Annotated in this window: 16 protein-coding genes; 10 read left to right on the top strand and 6 right to left on the bottom strand. The window is 73.8% G+C overall.

Annotation, left to right across the window (positions count from 1 at the left end; genetic code table 11):
- Positions 1-96: 96 nt before the first annotated feature.
- A complete protein-coding gene (locus tag AB0O07_RS04675; RefSeq protein WP_365626733.1) occupies positions 97-945 on the top strand; it encodes a helix-turn-helix transcriptional regulator in 849 nt (282 codons plus the stop codon).
- 12 nt (positions 946-957) lie between these two features.
- Here AB0O07_RS04675 and AB0O07_RS04680 read toward each other — a convergent pair whose 3' ends face one another.
- A complete protein-coding gene (locus AB0O07_RS04680; RefSeq protein WP_365628005.1) occupies positions 958-1,392 on the bottom strand; it encodes a VOC family protein in 435 nt (144 codons plus the stop codon).
- A gap of 341 nt (positions 1,393-1,733) precedes the next feature.
- Here AB0O07_RS04680 and AB0O07_RS04685 point away from each other — a divergent pair, with 341 nt between their 5' ends.
- Both AB0O07_RS04685 and AB0O07_RS04690 read left to right on the top strand, forming a co-directional pair.
- Positions 1,734-2,699, top strand: coding sequence for a PDR/VanB family oxidoreductase (locus tag AB0O07_RS04685; protein ID WP_365626735.1), 966 nt, complete (start codon positions 1,734-1,736; stop codon positions 2,697-2,699).
- Between the two features lie 187 nt (positions 2,700-2,886).
- The gene (locus AB0O07_RS04690; protein ID WP_365626738.1) at positions 2,887-3,834 is read left to right on the top strand and encodes a ferredoxin; all 948 of its coding nucleotides are present in this window, start codon (positions 2,887-2,889) and stop codon (positions 3,832-3,834) included.
- Between the two features lie 112 nt (positions 3,835-3,946).
- Here AB0O07_RS04690 and AB0O07_RS04695 read toward each other — a convergent pair whose 3' ends face one another.
- Positions 3,947-5,101: a Gfo/Idh/MocA family oxidoreductase gene (locus AB0O07_RS04695; RefSeq protein ID WP_365626741.1), complete on the bottom strand. Its 1,155-nt coding sequence runs from the start codon at positions 5,099-5,101 to the stop codon at positions 3,947-3,949.
- Between the two features lie 196 nt (positions 5,102-5,297).
- Here AB0O07_RS04695 and AB0O07_RS04700 point away from each other — a divergent pair, with 196 nt between their 5' ends.
- The 6 genes from AB0O07_RS04700 to AB0O07_RS04725 all read left to right on the top strand — a co-directional run bounded on the left by AB0O07_RS04700 (position 5,298) and on the right by AB0O07_RS04725 (position 13,209).
- Positions 5,298-6,311 (top strand): LacI family DNA-binding transcriptional regulator, encoded by a 1,014-nt coding sequence (locus tag AB0O07_RS04700; protein WP_365626744.1) that lies wholly within the window; start codon positions 5,298-5,300, stop codon positions 6,309-6,311.
- 291 nt (positions 6,312-6,602) lie between these two features.
- Positions 6,603-7,610, top strand: coding sequence for an Lrp/AsnC family transcriptional regulator (locus tag AB0O07_RS04705; protein WP_365626747.1), 1,008 nt, complete (start codon positions 6,603-6,605; stop codon positions 7,608-7,610).
- A 131-nt stretch (positions 7,611-7,741) separates the two neighbouring features.
- The gene (locus AB0O07_RS04710; RefSeq protein ID WP_365626749.1) at positions 7,742-8,680 is read left to right on the top strand and encodes a polysaccharide deacetylase; all 939 of its coding nucleotides are present in this window, start codon (positions 7,742-7,744) and stop codon (positions 8,678-8,680) included.
- Complete coding sequence (locus AB0O07_RS04715; RefSeq protein WP_365626752.1) at positions 8,677-10,020, top strand: MFS transporter; 1,344 nt, start codon at positions 8,677-8,679, stop codon at positions 10,018-10,020. Before AB0O07_RS04710 ends, AB0O07_RS04715 begins: the two co-directional genes overlap by 4 nt.
- A 61-nt stretch (positions 10,021-10,081) precedes the next feature.
- Positions 10,082-10,954, top strand: a complete 873-nt coding sequence (locus tag AB0O07_RS04720; RefSeq protein WP_365626754.1) for an SDR family oxidoreductase — start codon at positions 10,082-10,084, stop codon at positions 10,952-10,954.
- Positions 10,951-13,209 carry a 2-dehydropantoate 2-reductase gene (locus AB0O07_RS04725; RefSeq protein ID WP_365626757.1) on the top strand — a complete coding sequence of 753 codons (2,259 nt, stop codon included), beginning with the start codon at positions 10,951-10,953 and terminating at the stop codon, positions 13,207-13,209. The genes AB0O07_RS04720 and AB0O07_RS04725 overlap by 4 nt, the downstream gene beginning before the upstream one ends.
- A 91-nt stretch (positions 13,210-13,300) precedes the next feature.
- Here the strand turns inward: AB0O07_RS04725 and AB0O07_RS04730 are convergent, their stop codons facing one another.
- Both AB0O07_RS04730 and AB0O07_RS04735 read right to left on the bottom strand, forming a co-directional pair.
- A complete protein-coding gene (locus tag AB0O07_RS04730) occupies positions 13,301-13,669 on the bottom strand; it encodes a DoxX family protein (protein WP_365626760.1) in 369 nt (122 codons plus the stop codon).
- A 151-nt stretch (positions 13,670-13,820) separates the two neighbouring features.
- Complete coding sequence (locus AB0O07_RS04735) at positions 13,821-14,693, bottom strand: IclR family transcriptional regulator (protein WP_365626763.1); 873 nt, start codon at positions 14,691-14,693, stop codon at positions 13,821-13,823.
- Between the two features lie 160 nt (positions 14,694-14,853).
- Between AB0O07_RS04735 and AB0O07_RS04740 the strand changes: the two genes are divergently transcribed.
- Positions 14,854-16,647: a TIM barrel protein gene (locus AB0O07_RS04740; protein WP_365626766.1), complete on the top strand. Its 1,794-nt coding sequence runs from the start codon at positions 14,854-14,856 to the stop codon at positions 16,645-16,647.
- A gap of 114 nt (positions 16,648-16,761) precedes the next feature.
- On the opposite strand, the gene AB0O07_RS04745 is transcribed toward AB0O07_RS04740, so the two are convergent.
- Together AB0O07_RS04745 and pgm are read right to left on the bottom strand one after the other, a co-directional pair.
- Positions 16,762-19,341, bottom strand: coding sequence for a SpoIIE family protein phosphatase (locus tag AB0O07_RS04745; RefSeq protein WP_365626769.1), 2,580 nt, complete (start codon positions 19,339-19,341; stop codon positions 16,762-16,764).
- Between the two features lie 161 nt (positions 19,342-19,502).
- A complete protein-coding gene (gene pgm, locus AB0O07_RS04750; RefSeq protein WP_365626773.1) occupies positions 19,503-21,146 on the bottom strand; it encodes a phosphoglucomutase (alpha-D-glucose-1,6-bisphosphate-dependent) in 1,644 nt (547 codons plus the stop codon).
- Positions 21,147-21,251: the final 105 nt, after the last annotated feature.

Here is a 21,251-nt window from a genome sequence, read left to right on the forward strand (position 1 = left end):
CAGCCTCGGCGGCTGCGGGGACGGCCGGGAGAGACCTCCTCATCAGGGGACCGGGAGTCCCTGGATAAGCCCGCCCGCATCCCGCACCCTGGTGAGGTGGACCGATCCGGACTCGCCGACTTCCTGCGCCGCGCCCGTGCCCGTCTGGACCCCTCCGACGTGGGTCTGACGGCCGGCTCCCGCCGCCGTACGCCGGGGCTGCGCCGCGAGGAGGTGGCCCAGCTTGCCGGCATGTCCGTGGACTACTACACGCGGCTGGAACAGTCCCGGGGCCCGCGCCCGTCCCGCCAGATGCTCACCGCGCTGGCCCGCGCCCTGCGCCTGACGGAGGACGAACGCGACCACCTCTTCCACCTCACCGGTGAGGAGCCGCCGCGCCGGGAGGCGACCAGCACGCATGTGCGTCCGGGCCTGCTCCTGGTGCTGGACCGGCTGTACGACACCCCGGCGATGGTGGTGACCGACTGCGGCGAGGTCCTGGCCCAGAACGCGCTGTCGCGGGCGCTGAACGGAGACGTCCTCGCCCGCCCGCCCCGAGGACGCAACATGATCCGCCGCTTCTTCCTGGACCCGGCGGCCCAGGAGCTGTTCCCGCCCGAGGACCGCCCGGAGCGCGCCCGGGAGCAGGTCGCCGGTTTGCGAGCGGTGGCCTCGGCCCGCCCCACGGACCCCGAACCCGCCGCCCTCGTCGCCGAACTGCGCGCCAAGAGCGAGGAGTTCGCCCACCTCTGGGACGAACACGAGGTCGCCGTACGCCGCGCCGCCACGAAACGCTTCCGGCACCCCACGATCGGCATCTTCGAACTCGACTGCGAGATCCTCGTCAACTCCGGCCACAACCAGCAGCTCGTCATCCACACGGCCCGCCCGGGCACGGAGTCGTACGAGCGCTTGCGGTTGCTGCGGGTGGTGGGCTTGCAGGACCTCACGCCGATCGGCTCCTGACCGCGTGCGGGATCAGTCGATACAGAACTCGTTGCCCTCGATGTCCCGCATCGGAATACACGACTCGTTGAAGCCGTCGGCCCGCAGCACCTGCACCTGAACCGCGCCGAGCGCGACCAGCCGGGCGGATTCCGCCTCCAGCGCGGCCAGCCGCTCGTCCCCCACGAGGCCGGTGCCGACCCGTACGTCGAGATGGACCCGGTTCTTGGCCGCCTTGCCCTCGGGGACCCGCTGGAAGAACAGGCGCGGGCCCGCGCCCGTGGGGTCGACGCACGCGAACGCCGCGCCCTGACGCTCGGGCGGCAGGGACCGGTCGAAGTCGCCCCACGAGGCGAACCCCTCCGGGGGCGGCGGTACGACGTACCCCAGCACCTCGCACCAGAAGCGGGCGACGCGCTCGGGTTCCGCGCAGTCGAAGGTGACCTGGACCTGCCTGACCTGCTTGATCGACGTCATCCGCGCATCGTAGAGGCCGGCGGACCACCCTGTCCCCGGGTTTTCTCCCGCCCCGCCGCTCCCGCTGTCCACACTCGCCGGGAAATCGCAAGTTAATGCGACGGAATGCGGCCGGCGTCCCGGAATTCGTGCTCACGGGTCTCACGGTCCGTCAAGTGCGAGAACCGTCACATGGCGCAGCGGCCGGAACGCGTGTCTCCGGGGTGCTAGCGTTCATATTCGTCCCGAGCAGAAGTCGTATGCCTTGAGGTTCCTTTCGGCGTCCTTCCTCGGATTGCACAGCGGATGTATTCCTTTCCTGCTCCGTCTTTCTGTGAAGGTGAATTATCTCAGTGAGCGAACCGACGCGCCCCGAGTACGAGGACGAACTCGTCGTCGCGCGCAGGGACGTGGCCGCCGACGGCGTGGCCGCCCTGACGCTGCGGCGCCCGGACGGCGCGCCGCTCCCGCCCTGGCGGCCCGGCGCCCATGTCGAACTGCTCCTCGAAGACGGGCTGGTCCGCCCGTACTCGCTCTGCGGCGACCCCGGTGACCCCACGGCGTGGCGCATCGGTGTGCTGCGCGTCCCGGAGAGCCGCGGCGGTTCCGCCCACGTCCACGACAAGTTGACCCAGGGGGCGGCCGTACGGGTCCGGGGGCCGCGCGACACCTTCGGATTCCGCCCCGCCCGCCGCTATCTGTTCGTCGCCGGCGGCATCGGGATCACCCCGCTGCTGCCGATGGTCGCCGAGGCGCACGCCGCCGGGGCGGGCTGGCGGCTGGTGTACGGCGGCCGTAGCCGCTCCTCGATGGCCTTCCTCGACGAACTCGCCCCGTACGGCCCGGCCGTCGACCTGTACCCGCAGGACGAACGCGGGCTGCCCGACCTCGCCCGCCACCTCGCCGCGCCCGACCCGGACACCCTGGTCTACTGCTGCGGCCCCGAACCGCTGCTCGCCGCCGTCACGGAGCGGTGCGCGGCGGCCTGGCCCGCCGGGGCCCTGCGCACCGAGCGGTTCCGGCCCGGGAGCCGGCCCGGCACCGCCGCCGACGCGCCCTTCGACGTGGTCCTCTCCGCCTCGGGCCGCACGCTCCGGGTGGAGCCGGGGCGCACGGTGCTGGAGACCGTACGGGAGGCCGGGATCGCGGCCCCCTCCTCCTGCGCCGAGGGCATCTGCGGCACCTGCGAGACCGAGGTGCTGGCGGGCGAGCCCGACCACCGCGACTCCGTCCTCGGCGCCGAGGAGAAGGCGTCCGGCGAGACGATGATGATCTGCGTCTCCCGTTCCCTGAGCCCGCGTCTCGTCCTCGACCTGTGAGAAAAGCCGGGTCATGAGAGGAAGGCAAAGTCGTGAGGGGAAAACAAATGAGAGGAGTCCCGGGTGTCCATCCGTGTATTCGGTGGACCGCGGGACGGATGAGACGTGCGTGAATTCCATTTCTGTACGTGAGGGATTACCGGGGCGCCCGGACACAGGTGCGCCCCGCGAAGGAGAAGCGGACCCCATGAGCACCACCGAAGCGGAAAAAGCGACCCGGGAAGAGAGCGGGCCCCGTACCGAGGACGGCTGGTCCGTCGACGACCGGTGCATGAACTGCAACGTCGCCCGCCAACTCGCCCCCGGCCTCATCGGCTACACGGCCGGCGGCGAGTACGGCGGCCTCTCCACCGTCGTACGGCAGCCGGAGAACGAGGCGGAGGAGCGGCAGATGTACCTGGCCGCCCACGCCTGCCCCACCCGCTCGGTCCACCCGCCGGCCGACCGGTGGGCGGAGGACTCCGACGTCTACCCGATGGAGCTGGACGAGGCCGGCACCGTCCTCCACTGCGGGCACACCTCCCCGCAGACCTACGGCGCCACCTCGTATCTGCTGCGCCGCCCCGGCGGCACCGCCATGATGATCGACACCCCGCGCTGGCGGCCCGCGCTCGCCCGCCGGTACGAGAAGCGGGCCGGGAAGATCACCGATGTCCTCCTCACCCATCTGGACCATGTCGCCCACGGCCGCAAGTACGCCGACGCCTTCGGCGCCCGGCTCTGGATCCACGAGGGCGACCTGCACTCCCGCCCGGACGCCGACTCCGTCATCCGGGGCCGGGACCCGGTGGAGATCGGCCCCGGGGTGATCGCGCACCCCTTCCCCGGACACACCGCGGGCAGCACGCTCTTCGTCGCCGACGACCTGTTCTGCTTCAGCGGCGACGCGTTCTTCTGGTCCAACTCCCAGCAGGACCTGGATGTCGCGGACAGCGTCGTCTACGACTCGATCAGGACGCTGGCCGACTCGGTGACCCGGGGCGCCGAGGAACTGACCTTCGAGTGGGTGCTGCCGGGCCACGGCAGCTTCCACCAGCTGCCCGCCGACGAGATGCGGGAGCGGATGCGGGCGCTCGGCAAGCGCGCGTACACCTTCCCCGTCCAGGAGGTCGACTACGGCAAGGTCCGCTACTGACCCCGGTCCGCTCCGCCACCGTCACCGGGCCGCCGTTCGGCGGGGGCCCGGTGACGGAGGGTGCGGGGTCCGGTGACAGTGGGATGCGAGGCCCCGAAGGGCCCGGCTCCGTTCAGGCCAGGCTCACCCAGGTCCCGCTCTCGGCCGAGCGCGCCATGGCGTCCAGGGCGGTCGCGCTCCGTACCGCGTCGTCCAGGGTGGCCCCGTACGGGGTGGACTCGGCGATCGAGCGCGCGAAGCGGTACGCCTCGATGACCTTCAGGTCGTCGTAGCTCATGCTGTTCGCCGCGCCCGGCTGGAAGGCCCCGAACTCACCGGCGCCCGGGCCCACATGGACCGTGGTGACCGGCTGGTCCTGGTACGACGTGCCCCGGCTGACGCCCAGTTCGTTCATCCGGCGGAAGTCCCAGAACACGGCGCCCCGCGTGCCGTGCACCTCGAACCCGTAACTGTTCTGCTCGCCGACCGAGACCCGGCACGCCTCCAGCACCCCGCGGGCCCCGGAGGCGAACCGCAGCAGACAGCTGACGTAGTCCTCGTTCTCGACCGGGCCCGGCTCGCCCCCGGTGGCCAGGGTGTGCCCGGCGGCGGCCGCGGTGGGGCGGGCCCGCTCGGGCAGGAAGACCGCCGTGTCGGCGGTGAGCGAGGCGATGTCGCCCAGCAGATGGCGGGCCAGGTCCACCCCGTGCGAAGCCAGGTCGCCCAGCACCCCGCTGCCGCCGCGCTTCCGCTCGTACCGCCAGGTCAGCGCCCCGTCCGGATGGGCGGCGTAGTCGCTGAAGAAGCGGATGCGCACATGGGTGACCGTGCCCAGCTCGCCGGAGGCGATCAGCTCACGGGCCCGCTCCACGGCAGGTACGGCCCGGTAGTTGAAGCCGACCGTGCCCTGGACGCCCGCCGTGGCGACCGCGTCGGCCACCGCCCGGGCGTCCTCGGCCGTCAGTCCGACCGGCTTCTCGATCCAGAGGTGCTTGCCCGCCCCGGCCATCGCCGCGCCGATCTCCCGGTGCAGGAAGTTCGGGGCGGTGACGCTGACGGCCTCGACCCGGGGATCGGCGGCCACCTCCCGCCAGTCGCGGGTGGCGGTGGCGAAGCCGAACCGCGCCGCCGCCTCCTCGGCCCGGCCCGGCACCTCCTCGGCGACCGTGACCAGCCGGGGGGTCACCCCGAGCCCGGGAAAGTGGTGCGGGAGCCGGGCGTACGCCTGGGTGTGCACCCGCCCCATCCAGCCGAACCCCACGACGGCGACGCCGAGCGTACGTCCCATGGTGTGCCTGCCCCTCTCGCGTGACGCTTCTTCTCGCGTGCCGTTGGTTTCTCGGGTGCCGTTGCCTCGCCGATTTTGGACCGGTCCAGAACGGTGTCGCGCTCACCCTGAAGGCCGCCCCGGCCCGCTGTCAATCCCCACGGCGCCTCCTGGGCGCCCTTTGACAGCGGGCTTCCCGGCATGGAACGGTCCAGGCATGCCGGAGACGAGGCCCCCGACCATCCGCGATGTCGCCGAACGGGCCGGCGTGTCGAAATCGCTGGTCTCCCTCGTCCTGCGCGGTTCCGACCAGGTCGGCCCCGAGCGGCGGCACGCCGTCCTCGCCGCCGTCGAAGCCCTCGGCTACCGGCCCAACGAGGTCGCGCGGAGCCTCAGCGAACGCCGCACCCACACCGTGGGCGTCCTCATGAACGACATGCGCAACCCCTGGTTCGTGGAGCTGCTGGACGGCCTCAACTCCCGTCTTCACGACGGCGGTCTGCGGATGCTGCTCGCCGACGGCCATCTCAACCGGCGCCTCGGCGAGGACCTCACCCGCACCTTCACGGAGCTGCGCGTCGACGGGCTGATCGCCGTCGGCACTTTGCCGCCCTCCGAGACGCTCCGCGCCGCTGCGGCCAGGATCCCCACCGTCGTCGCGGGTGCCCGCGAACCCGAGCTGCCCCGGGTGGACATCGTCGCCAACGACGACGAGCACGGCGCCCGGCTCGCCACCGAGCACCTGCTCTCCCTCGGCCACCGGCGCATCGCCCATATCGCCGGAGAGGGCGTCGTCGGCGCGCTCCGCCGCCGGAGCTTCGAGGCGGCCATGGCCGCGCACGGGCCGGCCGGCACGGCGGTCGTGGCCCGGGGCGACCTCACCGAGGAGGGCGGCTACCGCGCCACGGTCCGCCTCCTCGCCGCCCCCGAACGGCCCACCGCCATCTTCGCGTTCAACGACATCGCGTGCGTGGGCGCCCTGTCGGCCGCCGAGGAACTGGGGCTCCGGGTGCCGCGCGACCTCTCGCTGGTCGGGTACGACAACACCTATCTCTCCCGGCTGCGCCACCTCTGGCTCACCACCGTCGACAACGCCGGCCACGACGTGGGCCGCCGCGCCGCCCAGCACCTCCTCGACCGGATCGCCGACCCCACCCGCCCCGGCGCGACCGTCCTCACCACCCCCACCCTCGAAGTACGCGGCACGACCGGGCCCCCGGGCGACGGCTGAGCCCGTACCGGCCCTGCTCGGCCGCCCCCGAAGGCCGGCCGGGCAGGGCCCGTACGCACCGCCGTACGGCGCCTCACACCGTCCGCGCATGGCCCGCACGTCCCCGGGGAAATATTTTCGGCGGGGGCCTGAGGGAATCCGTCACCCCGCCGCCACCCCCCGGCCGCCCGGCGGATCTGCGGATTCTGCCCCGCCGTGACCACGCTGTCGCCGGATTCCCCGGCAATCCGGCGCGATCGCGCACGATTCCGTCATTGACGGTGCATAGCGTGCTGATTACCGTCCACCCCCATGACAGGCCGCGTCCCCCTGGACACCATCGATGACCTGGACCGCCGCGTGATCGCCGCGCTCCAGCTCAACGGCCGCGCGCCCTGGAGCGCGGTGGCCCGGTGGGTCGGGGTCAGCGAGACGACCGTCCAGCGGCGGTACAAGGCCCTGAAGGAGCAGGGGCTGCTGCGGGTCGTCGGCACCCTGGAGCTGGACCGGACCCGGGAGGGCTCCTCCATGCTCGTACGGGTCCAGGCGCGGCCCGGGCACGGACTCGACCTGGCCGACCGCCTCGCCGCCAGCCCGGACGTCCGGTTCCTGGCCGTCGTCACCGGCACCGCCGATCTCGTCGTCGACTTCGTCGCCCGCGACAACGACGAGATGATGCGGATGCTCTTCACCGACCTGCCCGGCGCCGACCTGATCACCAGCACGGAAGCCGTCGCGGTCATCCGGGCGTTCCGCTCCGCCTCCATGTGGGACACCGGGGTGCTGCCCCCCGAGGCCGCCAAGGACCTGCGGCCCGCCGCCGTCACCTCCCCGTGCGACCGCGAGGACTGGGATGCCACGCCCCAGGCGATGACCGCACTGGAACAGGAGGTCGTCGCCGCGCTCAAGGAGGACGGCCGCACCCAGATCAGCGCGCTGGCCCGGCGGCTCGGACACACCGAGTCGGGCGTCTCCCGCGCCATGGACCGGCTGATCTCCCGGGGCGTCCTGCACTTCCGCACCCTCGCGGAACCGGCGCTGCTCGGTTACGACGCCGAGTTCATGGTCTGGCTCTCGATCGAGCCGCACCACCTCGACCGGGCGGGCCGCCGGCTCGCCGGACACCCGGGGACCAAGTTCCTGGCCGCCGCCACCGGCCGGTTCAACCTCGTGGGCCACATGGTGCTGCCCCGCCGCACCGACCTCTTCCGCTACACCGTCGACGTCCTCGGCGAACTGCCCGGACTGATCGCCTCCGACGTCACGCTGCACCTGGCCACCCTCAAGTACTCCTGGCACCGCATGGACCCCATCGTCTGACCCCGGTCCCGCCCGCTGTCCGACCTGCTGTTCCGAATCTCCGCCGCGCCCCGGCGGACGCACCGCCGTACCCTCTCCCGCCGCTCGCACCTTCCCCGACCCCCGCCCCCCCGACCCCCTGAGGAGGCCCCATGCCCACCGACGACACCGGCCGCTCCGCCGAGAGCTGGCGCTGGCCCGAATCCACCTGGCGCGGCCATGTCGACGCCGTACGCGCCGGACGGCGGCTGGTCCCCGAGCGCTGGCCCGGCGGCGCCCGGGTCGCGGTGGCCCTCTCCTTCGACTCCGACCACGAGACGATCCCGCTCCGCGACGGCGAGACCAGCCCGGGACGGCTCGCGCAGGGCGAGTACGGCTCCCGTACGGCCGCCCCGCGCGTCCTGGAACTGCTCGCCCGGTACGGCGTCCCCGCGACCTTCTTCATGCCGGCCGTCTCCGCCCTGCTCCACCCGGAGGAGGCCCGCGCCTACACCCGTGACGGCCATGAACTCGCCGTCCACGGCTGGATCCACGAGCGGAACATGCTGCTCGGCCACGCCGACGAGCGGGAGCTCACCGCCCGCGCCCTCGACACCCTCACCACCGTCACCGGCCACCGCCCGGTCGGCATCCGCACCCCGTCCTGGGACTTCTCCGACTCGACGCTCGCCATCATGCTCGAACTCGGCTTCGCCTACGACTCCTCCCTCATGGCCGACGACGAGCCCTACGAGATCGTCGCCGACGGCCGGCCCACCGGTCTGGTCGAGATCCCCGTCGACTGGATCAGGGACGACGCCCCCTACTTCACGATGGACCGCTACGGCGCCGTACGGCCGCACAGCCGGCCCCGCGACGTACGGGAGATCTGGGCCGACGAGTTCGACGCCGCCCACCGGGACGGCGGGGTCTTCCAGCTCACCCTGCACCCCCATGTCATCGGCCACCGCTCCCGGCTGGTGGCGCTCCGCGAACTCCTCGACCACATCGCCGCCCACCCGGGCGTCTGGTACGCCACCCACGCCCAGCTCGCCGACGCCGCCCGCGCCGTGCTCACCACGCCCGCCGACACCACGGAGCCCACACCATGAACACCGGAACCGGATCCGCCACCCCAGCAGAGTCCCGGCTCAGAGACGGTACGGACGGCACCGCCGCCGGATCGCACCGGCTGAGCCGGAGCCAGCGCAAGGCCATCGTCGCCGGCACCATCGGCAACACCGTCGAGTGGGTCGACTGGGCCCTCTACTCGATCTTCGCCAAAATCATCGCGGACGAGTTCTTCCCGTCCGGCAACGGCGCGGTCGCCCTGCTCTCCACGCTCGCCGTCTTCGCCGTCGGCTTCGTGATGCGCCCGGTCGGCGCCGCCGTCCTCGGCGCCTACGCCGACCGGCACGGCCGCAAGAAGGGCATGACGCTCACCGTCGCCCTCATGGCGGGCGCCGGGTTCGCCATCGCCATCACCCCCTCGTACGCCACGATCGGCGTCCTCTCGCCGCTGCTGCTGCTCCTCGCCCGGCTGGTCCAGGGCTTCTCGGCGGGCGGCGAGTTCGGCTCCTCCTCCGCCTTCCTCGTCGAGTCGGCGGCGCGCGGCCGGCGTGCCTTCGCCGGCTCCTGGCAGCAGGTGTCGGTCGCCGGCGGGGTGCTCATCGCCTCCGTCCTGGGCACCCTCACCACCTCCGTGCTCAGCGACGACGCCCTGCACTCCTGGGGGTGGCGGGCCGCGTTCCTCTTCGGCGGGCTGCTCGGCCTGGTCGGGCTCTGGCTGCGGGTCTCCGTCGAGGACACCCACTCCTTCACCCAGGCCCAGGACACCGGCCGGACCCGTACCAACCCCATCAAGGCCATGTTCGTCGAGCACCCCGCCGCCACCCTGCGGGTCGTCGGCATCACGGTGGCGGGGACCCTGACCTACTACATCTGGGTCAACTACCTTCCCACATACGCCAATCTGACCACCGGCATCCCGCTGAGGACCGCGCTGCTCTCCCAGACGCTCTGTCTGATCGTCTTCGTCGTCGCCCTCCCCTTCGCCGGGCTGCTCTCCGACCGGATCGGCCGCAAGCCCACCATGGCCGGGTTCGCGGGCGGCTTCGCGCTCCTCTCCTGGCCCCTGCTGCACCTGCTCGGCGACAGCTTCCTCAGCGTGTTCCTGGTCCAGCTCGCCGGGATGGTGCTGCTCCTCGGCTACTCCGCCAACTGCGCCGTCATCATGGCCGAGCAGTTCCCGGCGGAGGTCCGCGCCACCGGTATCGCCCTTCCGTACGCGCTCGCCGTCGCCCTCTTCGGCGGCACCGCCCCGTATCTGACGACCTGGCTGCACGAGAACGGCCACAGCGGTCTGCTCTGGATCTATGTCTCGGCCGCCTCATTGCTCTCCCTCGCCGTCTATCTGACGATGCCGGAGACGAAGAACAAGGAGTTCCACTGATGCGCGAGGAGTCCCCCTCGACGCGTGAGGAGTCTCCCCTGACACCTGAGGAGTCCCACTGATGCCGCAGCACGTCCTGCTCACCGGCGCGGCGGGCGGCATCGGCGGCGCCATCGCCGAGGAGTTCGCCGCCCAGGGCGCCTTCCTCACCCTCGCCGACCGGGACCCCGAGGCGCTGGAACGTACGGCCGCCCGGCTGGACACCCGCGCCGCCACCCGCGCCGCCGACCTCACCGGCCCGGACGCCCCCGGCGCGCTGGTCGAGGCGGCCTGGGCGGCGCACGGCCCGGTCGACATCCTGGTCAACGCGGCGGGCGTCTACCCCTCGCTCGACATGGCCGACGTGGACGCCGCCTCCTGGGACCGGCTCTTCGCCGTCAACCTGCGGGCGCCCGTCCTCGCCACCGCGGCCTTCGCCCGGCTCGCCACCGGCGCCGGGCGGGGCGGCGCCGTCGTCAACATCTCCTCCGGCTCCGCGCTCCGGGCCCGCCCCGGCGGCGGCCCGTACGCCGCCTCCAAGGCCGCTCTGGAGATGGCCACCCGCGCCGCCGCCCTGGAACTCGGCGCCCACGGCATCCGGGTCAACGCCGTCAGCCCCGGCTTCGTACCGGTCGCCAGCGACTGCAACCCGGTCTCGGCGGAGTACGCGGCGGCCATCGGCGCCAACCCGCTGGGCCGCCCCGGCACCCCCCGGGACATCGCCCGCGCCGTCCGCTGGATCGCCGGACCCGACGCCTCCTGGGTCACCGGCGAAATCCTGCGGGTGGACGGCGGATCCAGCACCGGCGCCCTCCATCTGCCCCGCATCTGGCCCCAGGACCGCCCCCGTCCGGCCTCGGCGGGGACCACCCCGGCGGCCCCCGCCCCGGCCGGAACCGCCCCGCCGGCCCCTACCCCGGCGGCCCCCGCCGCCACGGAAGGACAGACCCGATGAGCGCCGCTCCCCAGGACCGCTCCCCGCGCGACCACGCACCCCAGGACCGGCCAGGACCCGCCGCCTACACCGTCGTCGGCGCGGGCGCCATCGGCGGTACGCTCGCCTTCGCCCTCGCCCGGGCCGGCCACCCCGTCACCGTCGTCGACACCGACTGCGCCCATGTGGCCGCCGTCCGCGCCCACGGCCTCGTCGTGGACCGCGCCGGGGTCCGGGAGAGCGCCCAGGTCACCGCCGTCACCCCGGACGACCACGAGGGGCCCATCGGCCGGGTGCTGCTCGCCGTCAAGGCCCAGGCCACCGGGGCCGCCCTGGAGTGGATCGCGCCCCGCCTCGCGGCCGACGGCTATGTCGTCTCGCTCCAGAACGGCTTCAACGAGGAGCTGATAGCCGAACGCGTCGGGACCGCCCGTACCGTCGCCGCCTTCGTCAACATCTTCGCCGATGTCGTCGAGCCGGGCGTCGTCCGGGACGGCGGCGCCGGAGCACTCGTCATCGGCGAGCCCGGCGGCGGCGCCATCACCCCGCGGGTCCGCGCCCTCGTCGCCGACCTGGCGAGCTGGGGCCCCGCCGTGGCCAGCGACAATGTCGAGGGATACCTCTGGGCCAAGGCCGGGTTCGGCGCCATGCTCGCAGCCACCGCCCTCGCCGACGCGCCCATGGCCGACCTGATCGACCGGCACAGGCCCGCGATGGCCGCCGTGGCCCGGGAGATCTACGACGTCGCCGACCATCTCGGCATCACCCTGGAGCCCTTCGACGCCTACGAGGCCGACGCCTTCCGCGGGGGAGCGGACCCGGCGGACCGGGCCGCCGCCTTCGACCGGCTCACCGCCTGGCTGCGCACCCAGACCAAGGACCGCAGCGGCATCTGGCGCGACCTCGCCGTACGCCACCGCCCCGTCGAGGTCACCGCCCACTACACCGACGTCTTCGGCCACGCCGCCCGCGCGGGCCTGCCCACCCCCCTGCTCCGTACCGTGGTCGACGGGCTCCGCGCCCTCGAAGGCGCCCCCGAGGGGATGTCGGAGACCCGCCTCGACGCCCTGGACCGCCTGGCGGACGGCGGCCCGGCCGGACTCCCCGACGCCGCGCAGGCCGAGGCGGTACGGGAGTGGCTCGACGCCCACCGTGAGGACATGGTCGCCGACCTCGCCGAGTACACCGCCCAGGGCAGCGCCAGCGACGACCGGAAGGCCCTCGACGCCTGCCTCGGCTGGCTGCGCGGCTGGCTCGGCCGGCGGCTCCCCGCGCCGGAGGCCGAGGAGATCCTGGAGCGGGCGGAGGGCGGGGACATCCTCGTACGGCGCCACCCCGGCCGGGACGCCCAGGCGCCGGACGCCCGCCCGGTCCTGCTCCTCGCCCACTACGACACCGTCTGGCCCACCGGCACCCTCGACACCTGGCCCTTCCGGCGCGACGGTGACCGCATCACCGGGCCCGGCGTCTTCGACATGAAGGCGGGCCTGGTCCAGGCGGTCTGGGCGCTGCGTGCGCTCGACGCTCTCCGGCTTCCGTACCCCGCCTGCACGCTGATGCTCAACGGGGACGAGGAGACGGGCAGTCTGGTCTCCTCGGAGGCGATCGTGGCGGAGTCCAGGGAGAGCCGGCTCGCGCTGGTCTTCGAGGCCGCCGCCGACGGTGCGATCAAGACCGCCCGCAAGGGCGTCGGCCTCTTCACCGTCACGGTCACCGGCACCGAGGCCCACGCGGGCCTCGACCCCACCGCCGGGGCCAGCGCCGTGGACGAACTCGCCCACCAGATCCTCCGGTTGGCCGCCCTCCGCGACCCGGAGGCCGGCACCTCGCTCAACGTCGGCGTGGTCGAGGGCGGCACCCGCGCCAATGTCACCGCCGGGCGCGCCGTCGCCCGGATCGATGTCCGGGTCGCCTCCGCCGCCGAACAGCGCCGCATCGGGGACGCGCTCGCCGCACTCCACCCCGTCGACCCCCGGACCACGGTCGAGGTCACCGGCGACTGGAACCGCCCGGTCTTCGAACGCACCCCTGAGGTCGCCGCGTTGGCCGCCCTGGCCCGGGAATGCGCCGCGCTCCTCGGCCACGAACTGCACGAGACCTCGGTGGGCGGCGCCAGCGACGGCAACTTCGTCGTCGCCGACGGCACCCCGGTCCTGGACGGCATCGGCGCGGTCGGGGCGGGCGCCCACGCCCGCTCCGAACACACCACGGTCTCCGGCCTCACCCAGCGCGCCGCCCTGGCCGCCACCATCCTGACGGCCCTGTCCCGGGCCTGACCCAGCCGGGCCCGACGTATCCGGTCCGTACGACTCCGTCTCGTCCCGTCCCGTCCTCCGCGCACCCTGCCGGAGGGCGGGCCGGAACGCGTCAGAGCAGCGTCCCGGCCCCCAGCCAGGCAGCCGCCACGGCGGCCACGAGCAGCACGACGTTCAGCCAGATCACCGACAACTCCCGCCGGGACACATGGAGTACCAGCGCCCCGGCCTGCACCACGGCCAGCCCGACCGCGGCGGCGACGGCCAGCACCTCCGCCACCCCGGCCAGCGGCGGCAGTACGAGCCCGATCGCGCCCAGCACCTCCACCGCGCCGAGGGCTCTGACCGCCGGCATCGGGGTGGTGTCCACCCACCCCATCATGGGCCGCAGTTGCTCCTTGCTCCGCGTCAACTTGCTTGCCCCGGAGAAGAGATAGATCAGGGCGAGCAGAGCGGCGAGCGTCCAGTAGGCGACGGACATGAAGACTCCTCGTCTCGGTCATCGGACGTCGGCACGGCCGGAGTTCACTGACTGACCGTCAGAAGACCTGCCGGGAGCCGACCTTGACCCTGCGCAACCGCGAACGGGACGGGGTTATTTCCGTACGGGGCACAGCTTGCCCGAAGAGGTACTAGGTCCTGCCCGGGGTGCTGAGCGGGTGGCTGAAGCCCTCGTCGGAGATGCGTGCGGCGGCCTCCGTCAGGGCGGTGGCGAAGTGCTCGACGGTCTCGTACGGGAAGCGGTGGCTCGGGCCGCTCAGCGAGAGGGAGGCGATCACCGCGCCCGATCTGCCGGTGAGCGGAACGGCCACGGCGGTCAGCCCGTCGTCCCACTCGCCGGTGGAGACCGCGTACCCTCGGCGCCGCGCCTCCTGGGCCGCCGTGCGGAGGGCGGCCATCGCGGGTTCGCCGTCGGGTGAGGCGAGGGCGATCCGGCGGAGCAGGGCGTCGGAGGCGTCGGCCAGGAGGATCTTGGAGGAGGCACCCGCCCAGAGCGGCTGTTCGTCGCCCACGTCGATCACATGGCGCAGCGGGTGCGGGCTCTCCTCATGGGCGACACAGACCCGGTGCAGGTCGTGCGCGACGAAGACATTGACCGTCTCCCGGGTGCGGTCGGCGAGTTCGCGCATCACCGCCCGGGTCTCGCGGGTGACCTCCCACCGGCTGCGGGCCAGATGCGCCCACCGCCAGAGCCCGGGGCCCGCCGTGTAGCCGCCCGGCGCGGACCAGAGCAACCCGCTCTGTTCCAGTGTGTGGACCAGGCGCAGCACCGTGGTCTTCGGCAGCCCGGTGGCCTCGGTGATCTCCCGCAGCGAGACGACCGGCCGGTCCTCGGTGAGCAGGGTGAGGATGTCCAGGGCCCGCCGGACGCTCCGTACCCCCGCGTCCCGTTCGCCTGCCGGTCCTGCCGGTCCTGCCGGGCCTGCCGGGCCTGCGGTGCCCGCTGAGCCTGCCGCGTCCACCACGCCTCCGGCGCCCCCGGGCCGCGCGCTCGCCTCGTCCACCCGCCGTCGCCTCCGCTCTCTCGCCCCGCCCACGCACCCTATCCCGGGCGTGATCCCGGCCCGGACGTACCGGGCGGCGGCCCTTGCCGGGGCGGGGCCCGCGCCGTAGTCTCTCCGCACGGCGGACCTGGTGGTCCGCAGAGCGGACCAGGAGGATGCTGTGCGCAAGTCCATCGCCACCGTCTCGCTGAGCGGCTCGCTCGGCGAGAAGCTCGCCGCCGCCGCGCGGGCCGGGTTCGACGGGGTCGAGATCTTCGAGAACGACCTCCTCGCCTGCCCGCTCGCCCCGGAGGAGGTACGGGACCGTGCGGCGGACCTCGGGCTGACGATCGACCTGTACCAGCCGATGCGCGACATCGAGGCCGTCCCCGACGGCCTGTTCGCCCGCAACCTGCGCCGCGCCGAGCGGAAGTTCGACGTCATGCGCCGGCTCGGCACCGACACCCTGCTGGTCTGTTCCAGCGTCTCGCCGCACGCCGTGGACGACGACGCCCTCGCCGCCGCCCAGCTCCACGCCCTCGCCGAGCGCGCCGGGGACGCCGGGGTCAGGATCGCCTACGAGGCGCTGGCCTGGGGGCGCCATGTCTCCACGTACGACCACGCCTGGCGCGTCGTCGAGGCGGCGGACCACCCGGCGCTCGGTGTCTGCCTCGACAGCTTCCACATCCTCTCCCGGGGCTCCGACCCCCGGGGCATCGCCGCCATCCCCGGCGAGAAGATCTTCTTCCTCCAGCTCGCCGACGCCCCCCTGATGGCCATGGACGTCCTCCAGTGGAGCCGCCACTACCGCTGCTTCCCCGGCCAGGGCGGCTTCGACGTCGCCGGAGTGGTCCGCCAGGCGGTCCTGGCGGGGTACGACGGGCCGCTCTCCCTGGAGGTCTTCAACGACGTCTTCCGGCAGGCCGAGGCGGGACCGACCGCCGTGGACGCCCTGCGCTCGCTGATCGCCCTGGAGGACGCCGCCGGGATCGCCGGACTCCCCGGACCCGTCGTCCCCTCCGGCTTCGCCTTCGCCGAACTCGCCACCCCCGACCCCGGCCCCGTCGCCGGGATGCTGGGCGCCCTCGGCTTCACCCGTACCGGCAGACACGCCACCAAACCCGTGGAGCTCTGGGCCCAGGGCGAGGCGCGCGTCCTGCTCAACACCGCCGCCACCGGCCGGCGTTCCGCCACCGCGCTCGCCGCGATCGGCCTGGAGACCCCCGACCTGCCCGGCGCCGCCCGCCGCGCCGAACGGCTCCTCGCCCCCGTCCTGCCCCGCCGCAGGGCCACCGGCGACGTACCGCTGGACGCCGTCGCCGCGCCCGACGCCACCGAACTCTTCTTCTGCGCCACCGGCCGCCCCGGACTCCCCGACTGGACCGCCGACTTCCCGCCCGTCCCCGCCCGGGGCGCGGAGCAGGGCACCGGCATCGGCCGCGTCGACCACCTGGCGCTCACCCAGCCCTGGCACCAGTACGACGAGGCCGTCCTCTTCCACCGCACCGTGCTCGGACTCAGCCCGCACGACACCGTCGACATCGCCGACCCGTACGGCCTCTTCCGCAGCCGCGCCCTCACCGGCGCCGGCGGCGAGCCCCGCCTCGTCCTCAACCTCGCCCCCGTACCCACCGGCGACACCGGCCGCGCCCAGCACCTCGCCTTCGCCACCGACGACATCACGGCCACCGCCCGGCTGGTACGGGGGCGGGGCGCGGCCCTGCTGGAGATCCCGGCCAACTACTACGACGACCTCGACGCCCGCTTCGGCCTCGCCCCCGCCGAACTGGCGGCCTACCGCGAACTGGGCATCCTCTACGACCGGGACGAACAGGGCGGCGAGTTCCGGCACTTCTACACCGCGTCCATCGGCCGGATCTTCTTCGAGGTGGTCCAGCGCACCGGCGGCTACCAGGGGTACGGCGCCCTCAACGCCCCCATCCGGCTCGCCGCCCAGCGCGCCGCCGACCACTGAGCGGAGCCGGGGCGGGGCGGTGGGAGTGGCGGAGGCCGGGAGTGGGGCGCCCGCCGGTCCATCAGGCGGACCGTCGGGGCCTTTCAGTGAGCCCGTCGCGGACCGTCGGGGCACTCAGGAACCACTCGGCGGTACCGGCCGTACGCCGCCGCCCTCGGCACCGTTCCCGGCCCCGCCCTCGGCCCCGTCCCCGTCACCCTCCCCCTGGAGGATCTGCTCCGCCCAGATCGTCTTCCCCGTCGGGTTGTGCCGGCTGCCCCACCGCTGCGTGAGCTGCGCGACCAGCAGCAGCCCCCGCCCGCCCTCGTCGAAGGCGCGCGCCCGGCGCAGATGCGGCACGGTCGTACTGGAGTCGGAGACCTCGCAGATCAGCGACATGTCGTGGATCAGCCGCAGTTGGATCGGCGGCGTGGCGTGCCGGATCGCGTTGGTCACCAGCTCGCTGGTGACCAGCTCGGTGGCGAAGATCGCGTCCTCCAGCCGCCAGTCCCGTAGCTGGGCCGTGACATATCCCCGGGTCGTGGCCACCTCGGCCGGGTCGGCGGGCACATCCCAGGTCGCCACCCGCGCCGTGTCCAGCACCTTCGTACGGGCCAGCAGCAGCGCCACATCGTCCGGCACGCCCCGCCCCGGCGGCAGCGCGCTCAGCACCGCCCCGCACGTCGCGTCCAGCGAGGCGGCGGGGCGCGCCAGCACCTCGCCGAGCACCCGCCGCCCCTCGTCCGGATCGCGCTCCCAGCCGTCGAGCAGCCCATCGGTGTAGAGCGCGATCACCGTGCCCTCCGGCAGCTCGAACTCGACCGACTCGAAGGGCAGCCCGCCCACCCCCAGCGGCGGCCCCACCGGCAGCTCCACCGGGAAGGTCCGGCCGTCCGGGGTGACCACCACCGGCGCCGGATGGCCGGCCGCCGCCAGGGTGCAGCGCCGCGAGATCGGGTCGTACACCGCGTACAGACAGGTGGCGCCCACCTCGCCCGAGGTGTGCTCGGCGCCCGCCTCCGCCGACAGCCGGATCACCAGGTCGTCGAGGTGGGTGAGGAGTTCGTCCGGCGGCAGGTCCACATCGGCGAGCGTGCGCACCGCCGTACGGAGCCGCCCCATCGTCGCCGACGCCTGGATGCCGTGCCCCACCACATCGCCCACCACCAGCGCCACCCGCGCCCCGGAGAGCGGGATCACGTCGAACCAGTCGCCGCCCACCCCCGGATGCGGCGAGGCCGGCAGATAGCGGGAGGCGATCTCCACCGCGTTCGCCCGGGGGAGATGGTGCGGCAGCAGGCTCTGCTGGAGCGCCAGCGACGTGCTCTGCTCCCGGGTGAAGCGCCGCGCGTTGTCGATGCACACCGCCGCCCGCGCGGTGATCTCCTCGGCGAGCAGCACGTCGTCAGGGACGAAGGGCCCCAGCCGCGCGGTCCGCCAGAGCACCGCGGCCCCCAGCGTCGTCCCGCGCGCCAGCACCGGTACCGCCATCATCCAGCGCAGCCCCTGACGTTCGATGAACTCCGTCCGCCGGGGGTCCTCCACGGCCCAGCGGAGCATGACCGGGTCGTCCGTCGCGACCACCACCGACCGCCCCGTGGCGAGCGACTCCGCCATGGGGCTGTAGTCCGGGTAGATCCGTACGGCGCCCACCGGCACCCCGGGCTGCGGCGGCGCCTTCCCGGCCCGTGAGTGGTGCGCCGCCCGGCGCAGCGGCACGGGCCCGGTGACCGGGCCCGGCGGCGGCTCCGAGTTGGTGTCCAGATGCTCCAGCAGATCGACGACGGCCAGGTCGGCGAGGTGCGGCACACACACCTCGGTCAGCTCCCGGGCCGTCCTGCGCACATCCAGGGTGGTGCCGATCCGCAGGCTCGCGTTGTTGAGCAGCAGCAGCCGCTGCCGGGCCAGCGACTCCTCGGTGACGTCGTTCGCGGTCAGACAGACCCCGCGCAGCCGCCCCTCGGCGTCCCGCAGCGGCGCCATCTTCGCCGACCAGGCGTGCTCCTCGGCCTCGCCCCCGGTCCGCATCACGGTACGGGCGTCGACCTCGGCGCCGGTGGCGACCGCCTCGCGCATCCGGTCCTCCAGCTCCTGGCTCTGCGGCTTGCCGCCGATCTCGGGCAGCCGCAGCCCCCGTACCTCGTCCTCCGTCAGACCGATGACGCCGCGCATCGCCGTGTTGATCCGGCGCAGCCGGAACGTCAGGTCGTAGACGGCGATGGCGGTCGGGGACTGGTCGAACGCGTAACGGGCCAGCTCGATGTCCTCGGGCACCGCCTCCGTCCCGCGCACCGCCGTGACCAGCAGCCACCGGGCGCGCGAGCCCCCCGAGCCCTCCGGACCACCGGATTCCTCCGGGCCACTCGGCCCCTCCGGACCGCCCGGCCCCTCCTGCCGGTGGGCCAGCACCGGCACCTCCACCACCCGGCCGTCCCGGTGACGCAGCCGGAGCGGCCCGTTCCACCGCACCTGCCCACCGTCGGGCCGTACCCCCTCGGGCACCCCGCCGGCCGGCACCCCGTCCGCCAGCAGCAGCGCCGCCGGGCGCCCCACCGTCTCCGCCGGCGCGTACCCCAGCAGCTCCTGAGCCCCCTCGTTCCACGAGGTCACCACGCCGTGCAGGTCCGTGGTGACCCGGGCGGTGGCGGCTGTGCTGGTCGGCGGGGGGCCCGGCCGGTCACCGGGACCGGGAGGGGAGGTGCCTTCGCGCGTCATCGTCGACCGTCCCACGTCCGCCGCACTGCCCCCGCGCGCGGCTCGGCGCCACGCCGTACGGAACCGTTCCCCAGCCTGGTGCACCCGGGCCCGGCCAACAACCCGGGCTGCTCCAGGCGAACGACCCGGCGGCGGGTGCCGGGCCGTTCGCGCGCGACGGCTCAGACGTCCCCGAGGGCCGCCGAGACCACCGCCTTCGCCTCCTCCTGGACCCGGCCGAGATGGTCCGCGCCGTGGAAGGACTCCGCGTAGATCTTGTAGACGTCCTCGGTGCCGGAGGGACGGGCCGCGAACCAGGCGTTCCGCGTCGCCACCTTGATCCCGCCGATCGGCGCGCCGTTCCCCGGCGCCTCGGTCAGCACCTCCGTCACCGGCTCCCCGGCGAGCGTCTCCGCGCCGACCTGCTCCGGCGAGAGCCGGGCGAGCACCGCCTTCTGCTCCGGCGTCGCCGGCGCGTCGATCCGCGCGTACGCCGACTCCCCGAACCGCCCGGCGAGCGCCGCGTACCGCTGGGACGGGGAGTCGCCGGTCACCGCCAGGATCTCGGCGGCGAGCAGCGCCAGCAGGATGCCGTCCTTGTCGGTGGTCCACACCGAGCCGTCCCGGCGCAGGAACGACGCCCCGGCCGACTCCTCCCCGCCGAAGCCGAGCGACCCGTCCGCCAGCCCGTCCACGAACCACTTGAAGCCGACCGGCACCTCCACCAGCGGCCGGCCCAGATCCGCCGCCACCCGGTCGATCAGCGCCGAGGAGACCAGCGTCTTGCCGATCCCGGCCGACTCCGGCCAGCCGTCGCGGTGCGTGTACAGGTAGGAGATCGCCGTCGCGAGATAGTGGTTGGGGTTCATCAGCCCGCCGTCCGGGGTGACGATGCCGTGCCGGTCCGCGTCGGCGTCATTGCCCGTGGCGATCTGGTACCGGTCGCGCCGCTCGATCAGCGAGGCCATCGCGTACGGCGACGAGCAGTCCATCCGGATCTTCCCGTCCCAGTCCAGCGTCATGAACCGCCAGGTCGGATCGGTGAGCGGGTTGACCACGGTCAGGTCGAGCCGGTGCTCCTCGGCGATCCGGCCCCAGTACGCGACCGAAGCGCCGCCCAGCGGGTCCGCCCCGATCCGTACCCCCGCCGCGCGCACCGCGTCCAGGTCGAGCACGGCCGGCAGATCGGCCACGTACGTCCCGAGGAAGTCGTACCGCCCGGTGGTGGGGGCGGCCAGCGCGCGCCGGTACGGGATCCTGCGGACGTCCTTGAGGCCGCCCGCGATCAGGTCGTTGGCACGGTCCTGGATCCAGTTGGTCGCGTCGGAGCCGGCCGGGCCGCCGCTCGGCGGGTTGTACTTGAAGCCGCCGTCGGCGGGCGGGTTGTGGGACGGGGTGACCACCACACCGTCCGCGAGCCCCGTGCTCCGGCCCCGGTTGTACGTCAGGATCGCGTGCGAGACGGCCGGGGTGGGCGTGTAGCCGTCGGCGCTGTCGGTCAGCACGGTCACGGAGTTGGCCGCGAACACCTCGACGGCGGTCACCCGGGCGGGCTCGGAGAGCGCGTGCGTGTCGGCGCCGAGGAAGAGCGGCCCGTCGATGCCCCGCAGGCTCCGGTACTCGCAGATCGCCTGGCTCGTCGCCGCGATGTGGTCCTCGTTGAACGCCGTGGCCAGGGCGGACCCGCGGTGCCCCGAGGTCCCGAACGCCACCCGCTGGCCCGGCTCCTGGGGGTCCGGGTGCAGCGTGTAGTACGCGGTCACCAGCCTGGCCACGTCCACGAGGTCCTCGGCCAGGGCCGGCTGTCCCGCTCGCTCGTGCGGCATCTGCCCACTCCTCCAGATCGGTCGGTCACTCTGTCCGGTCCATCTTCGCCGCTCCATGCCGGCCGGTCGCACCGGGTGGCGGGCGCCGCCCCGTCGTCGGGCGGA

Origin of the sequence: Streptomyces sp. NPDC093085 (assembly GCF_040683935.1) — a bacterium.
Classification (GTDB): Bacteria; Actinomycetota; Actinomycetes; order Streptomycetales; family Streptomycetaceae; genus Streptomyces.

Excerpts from the sequence above, each read along its gene's own strand:
- AB0O07_RS04705 (WP_365626747.1), top strand. The coding sequence starts at position 6,603 with ATGACAGGCCGCGTCCCCCTGGACACCATCGATGACCTGGACCGCCGC.
- AB0O07_RS04730 (WP_365626760.1), bottom strand. The coding sequence starts at position 13,669 with ATGTCCGTCGCCTACTGGACGCTCGCCGCTCTGCTCGCCCTGATCTAT.
- AB0O07_RS04690 (WP_365626738.1), top strand. The coding sequence starts at position 2,887 with ATGAGCACCACCGAAGCGGAAAAAGCGACCCGGGAAGAGAGCGGGCCC.
- AB0O07_RS04715 (WP_365626752.1), top strand. The coding sequence starts at position 8,677 with ATGAACACCGGAACCGGATCCGCCACCCCAGCAGAGTCCCGGCTCAGA.
- pgm (WP_365626773.1), bottom strand. The coding sequence starts at position 21,146 with ATGCCGCACGAGCGAGCGGGACAGCCGGCCCTGGCCGAGGACCTCGTG.
- AB0O07_RS04725 (WP_365626757.1), top strand. The coding sequence starts at position 10,951 with ATGAGCGCCGCTCCCCAGGACCGCTCCCCGCGCGACCACGCACCCCAG.
- AB0O07_RS04745 (WP_365626769.1), bottom strand. The coding sequence starts at position 19,341 with ATGACGCGCGAAGGCACCTCCCCTCCCGGTCCCGGTGACCGGCCGGGC.
- AB0O07_RS04720 (WP_365626754.1), top strand. The coding sequence starts at position 10,082 with ATGCCGCAGCACGTCCTGCTCACCGGCGCGGCGGGCGGCATCGGCGGC.
- AB0O07_RS04710 (WP_365626749.1), top strand. The coding sequence starts at position 7,742 with ATGCCCACCGACGACACCGGCCGCTCCGCCGAGAGCTGGCGCTGGCCC.
- AB0O07_RS04695 (WP_365626741.1), bottom strand. The coding sequence starts at position 5,101 with ATGGGACGTACGCTCGGCGTCGCCGTCGTGGGGTTCGGCTGGATGGGG.
- AB0O07_RS04700 (WP_365626744.1), top strand. The coding sequence starts at position 5,298 with ATGCCGGAGACGAGGCCCCCGACCATCCGCGATGTCGCCGAACGGGCC.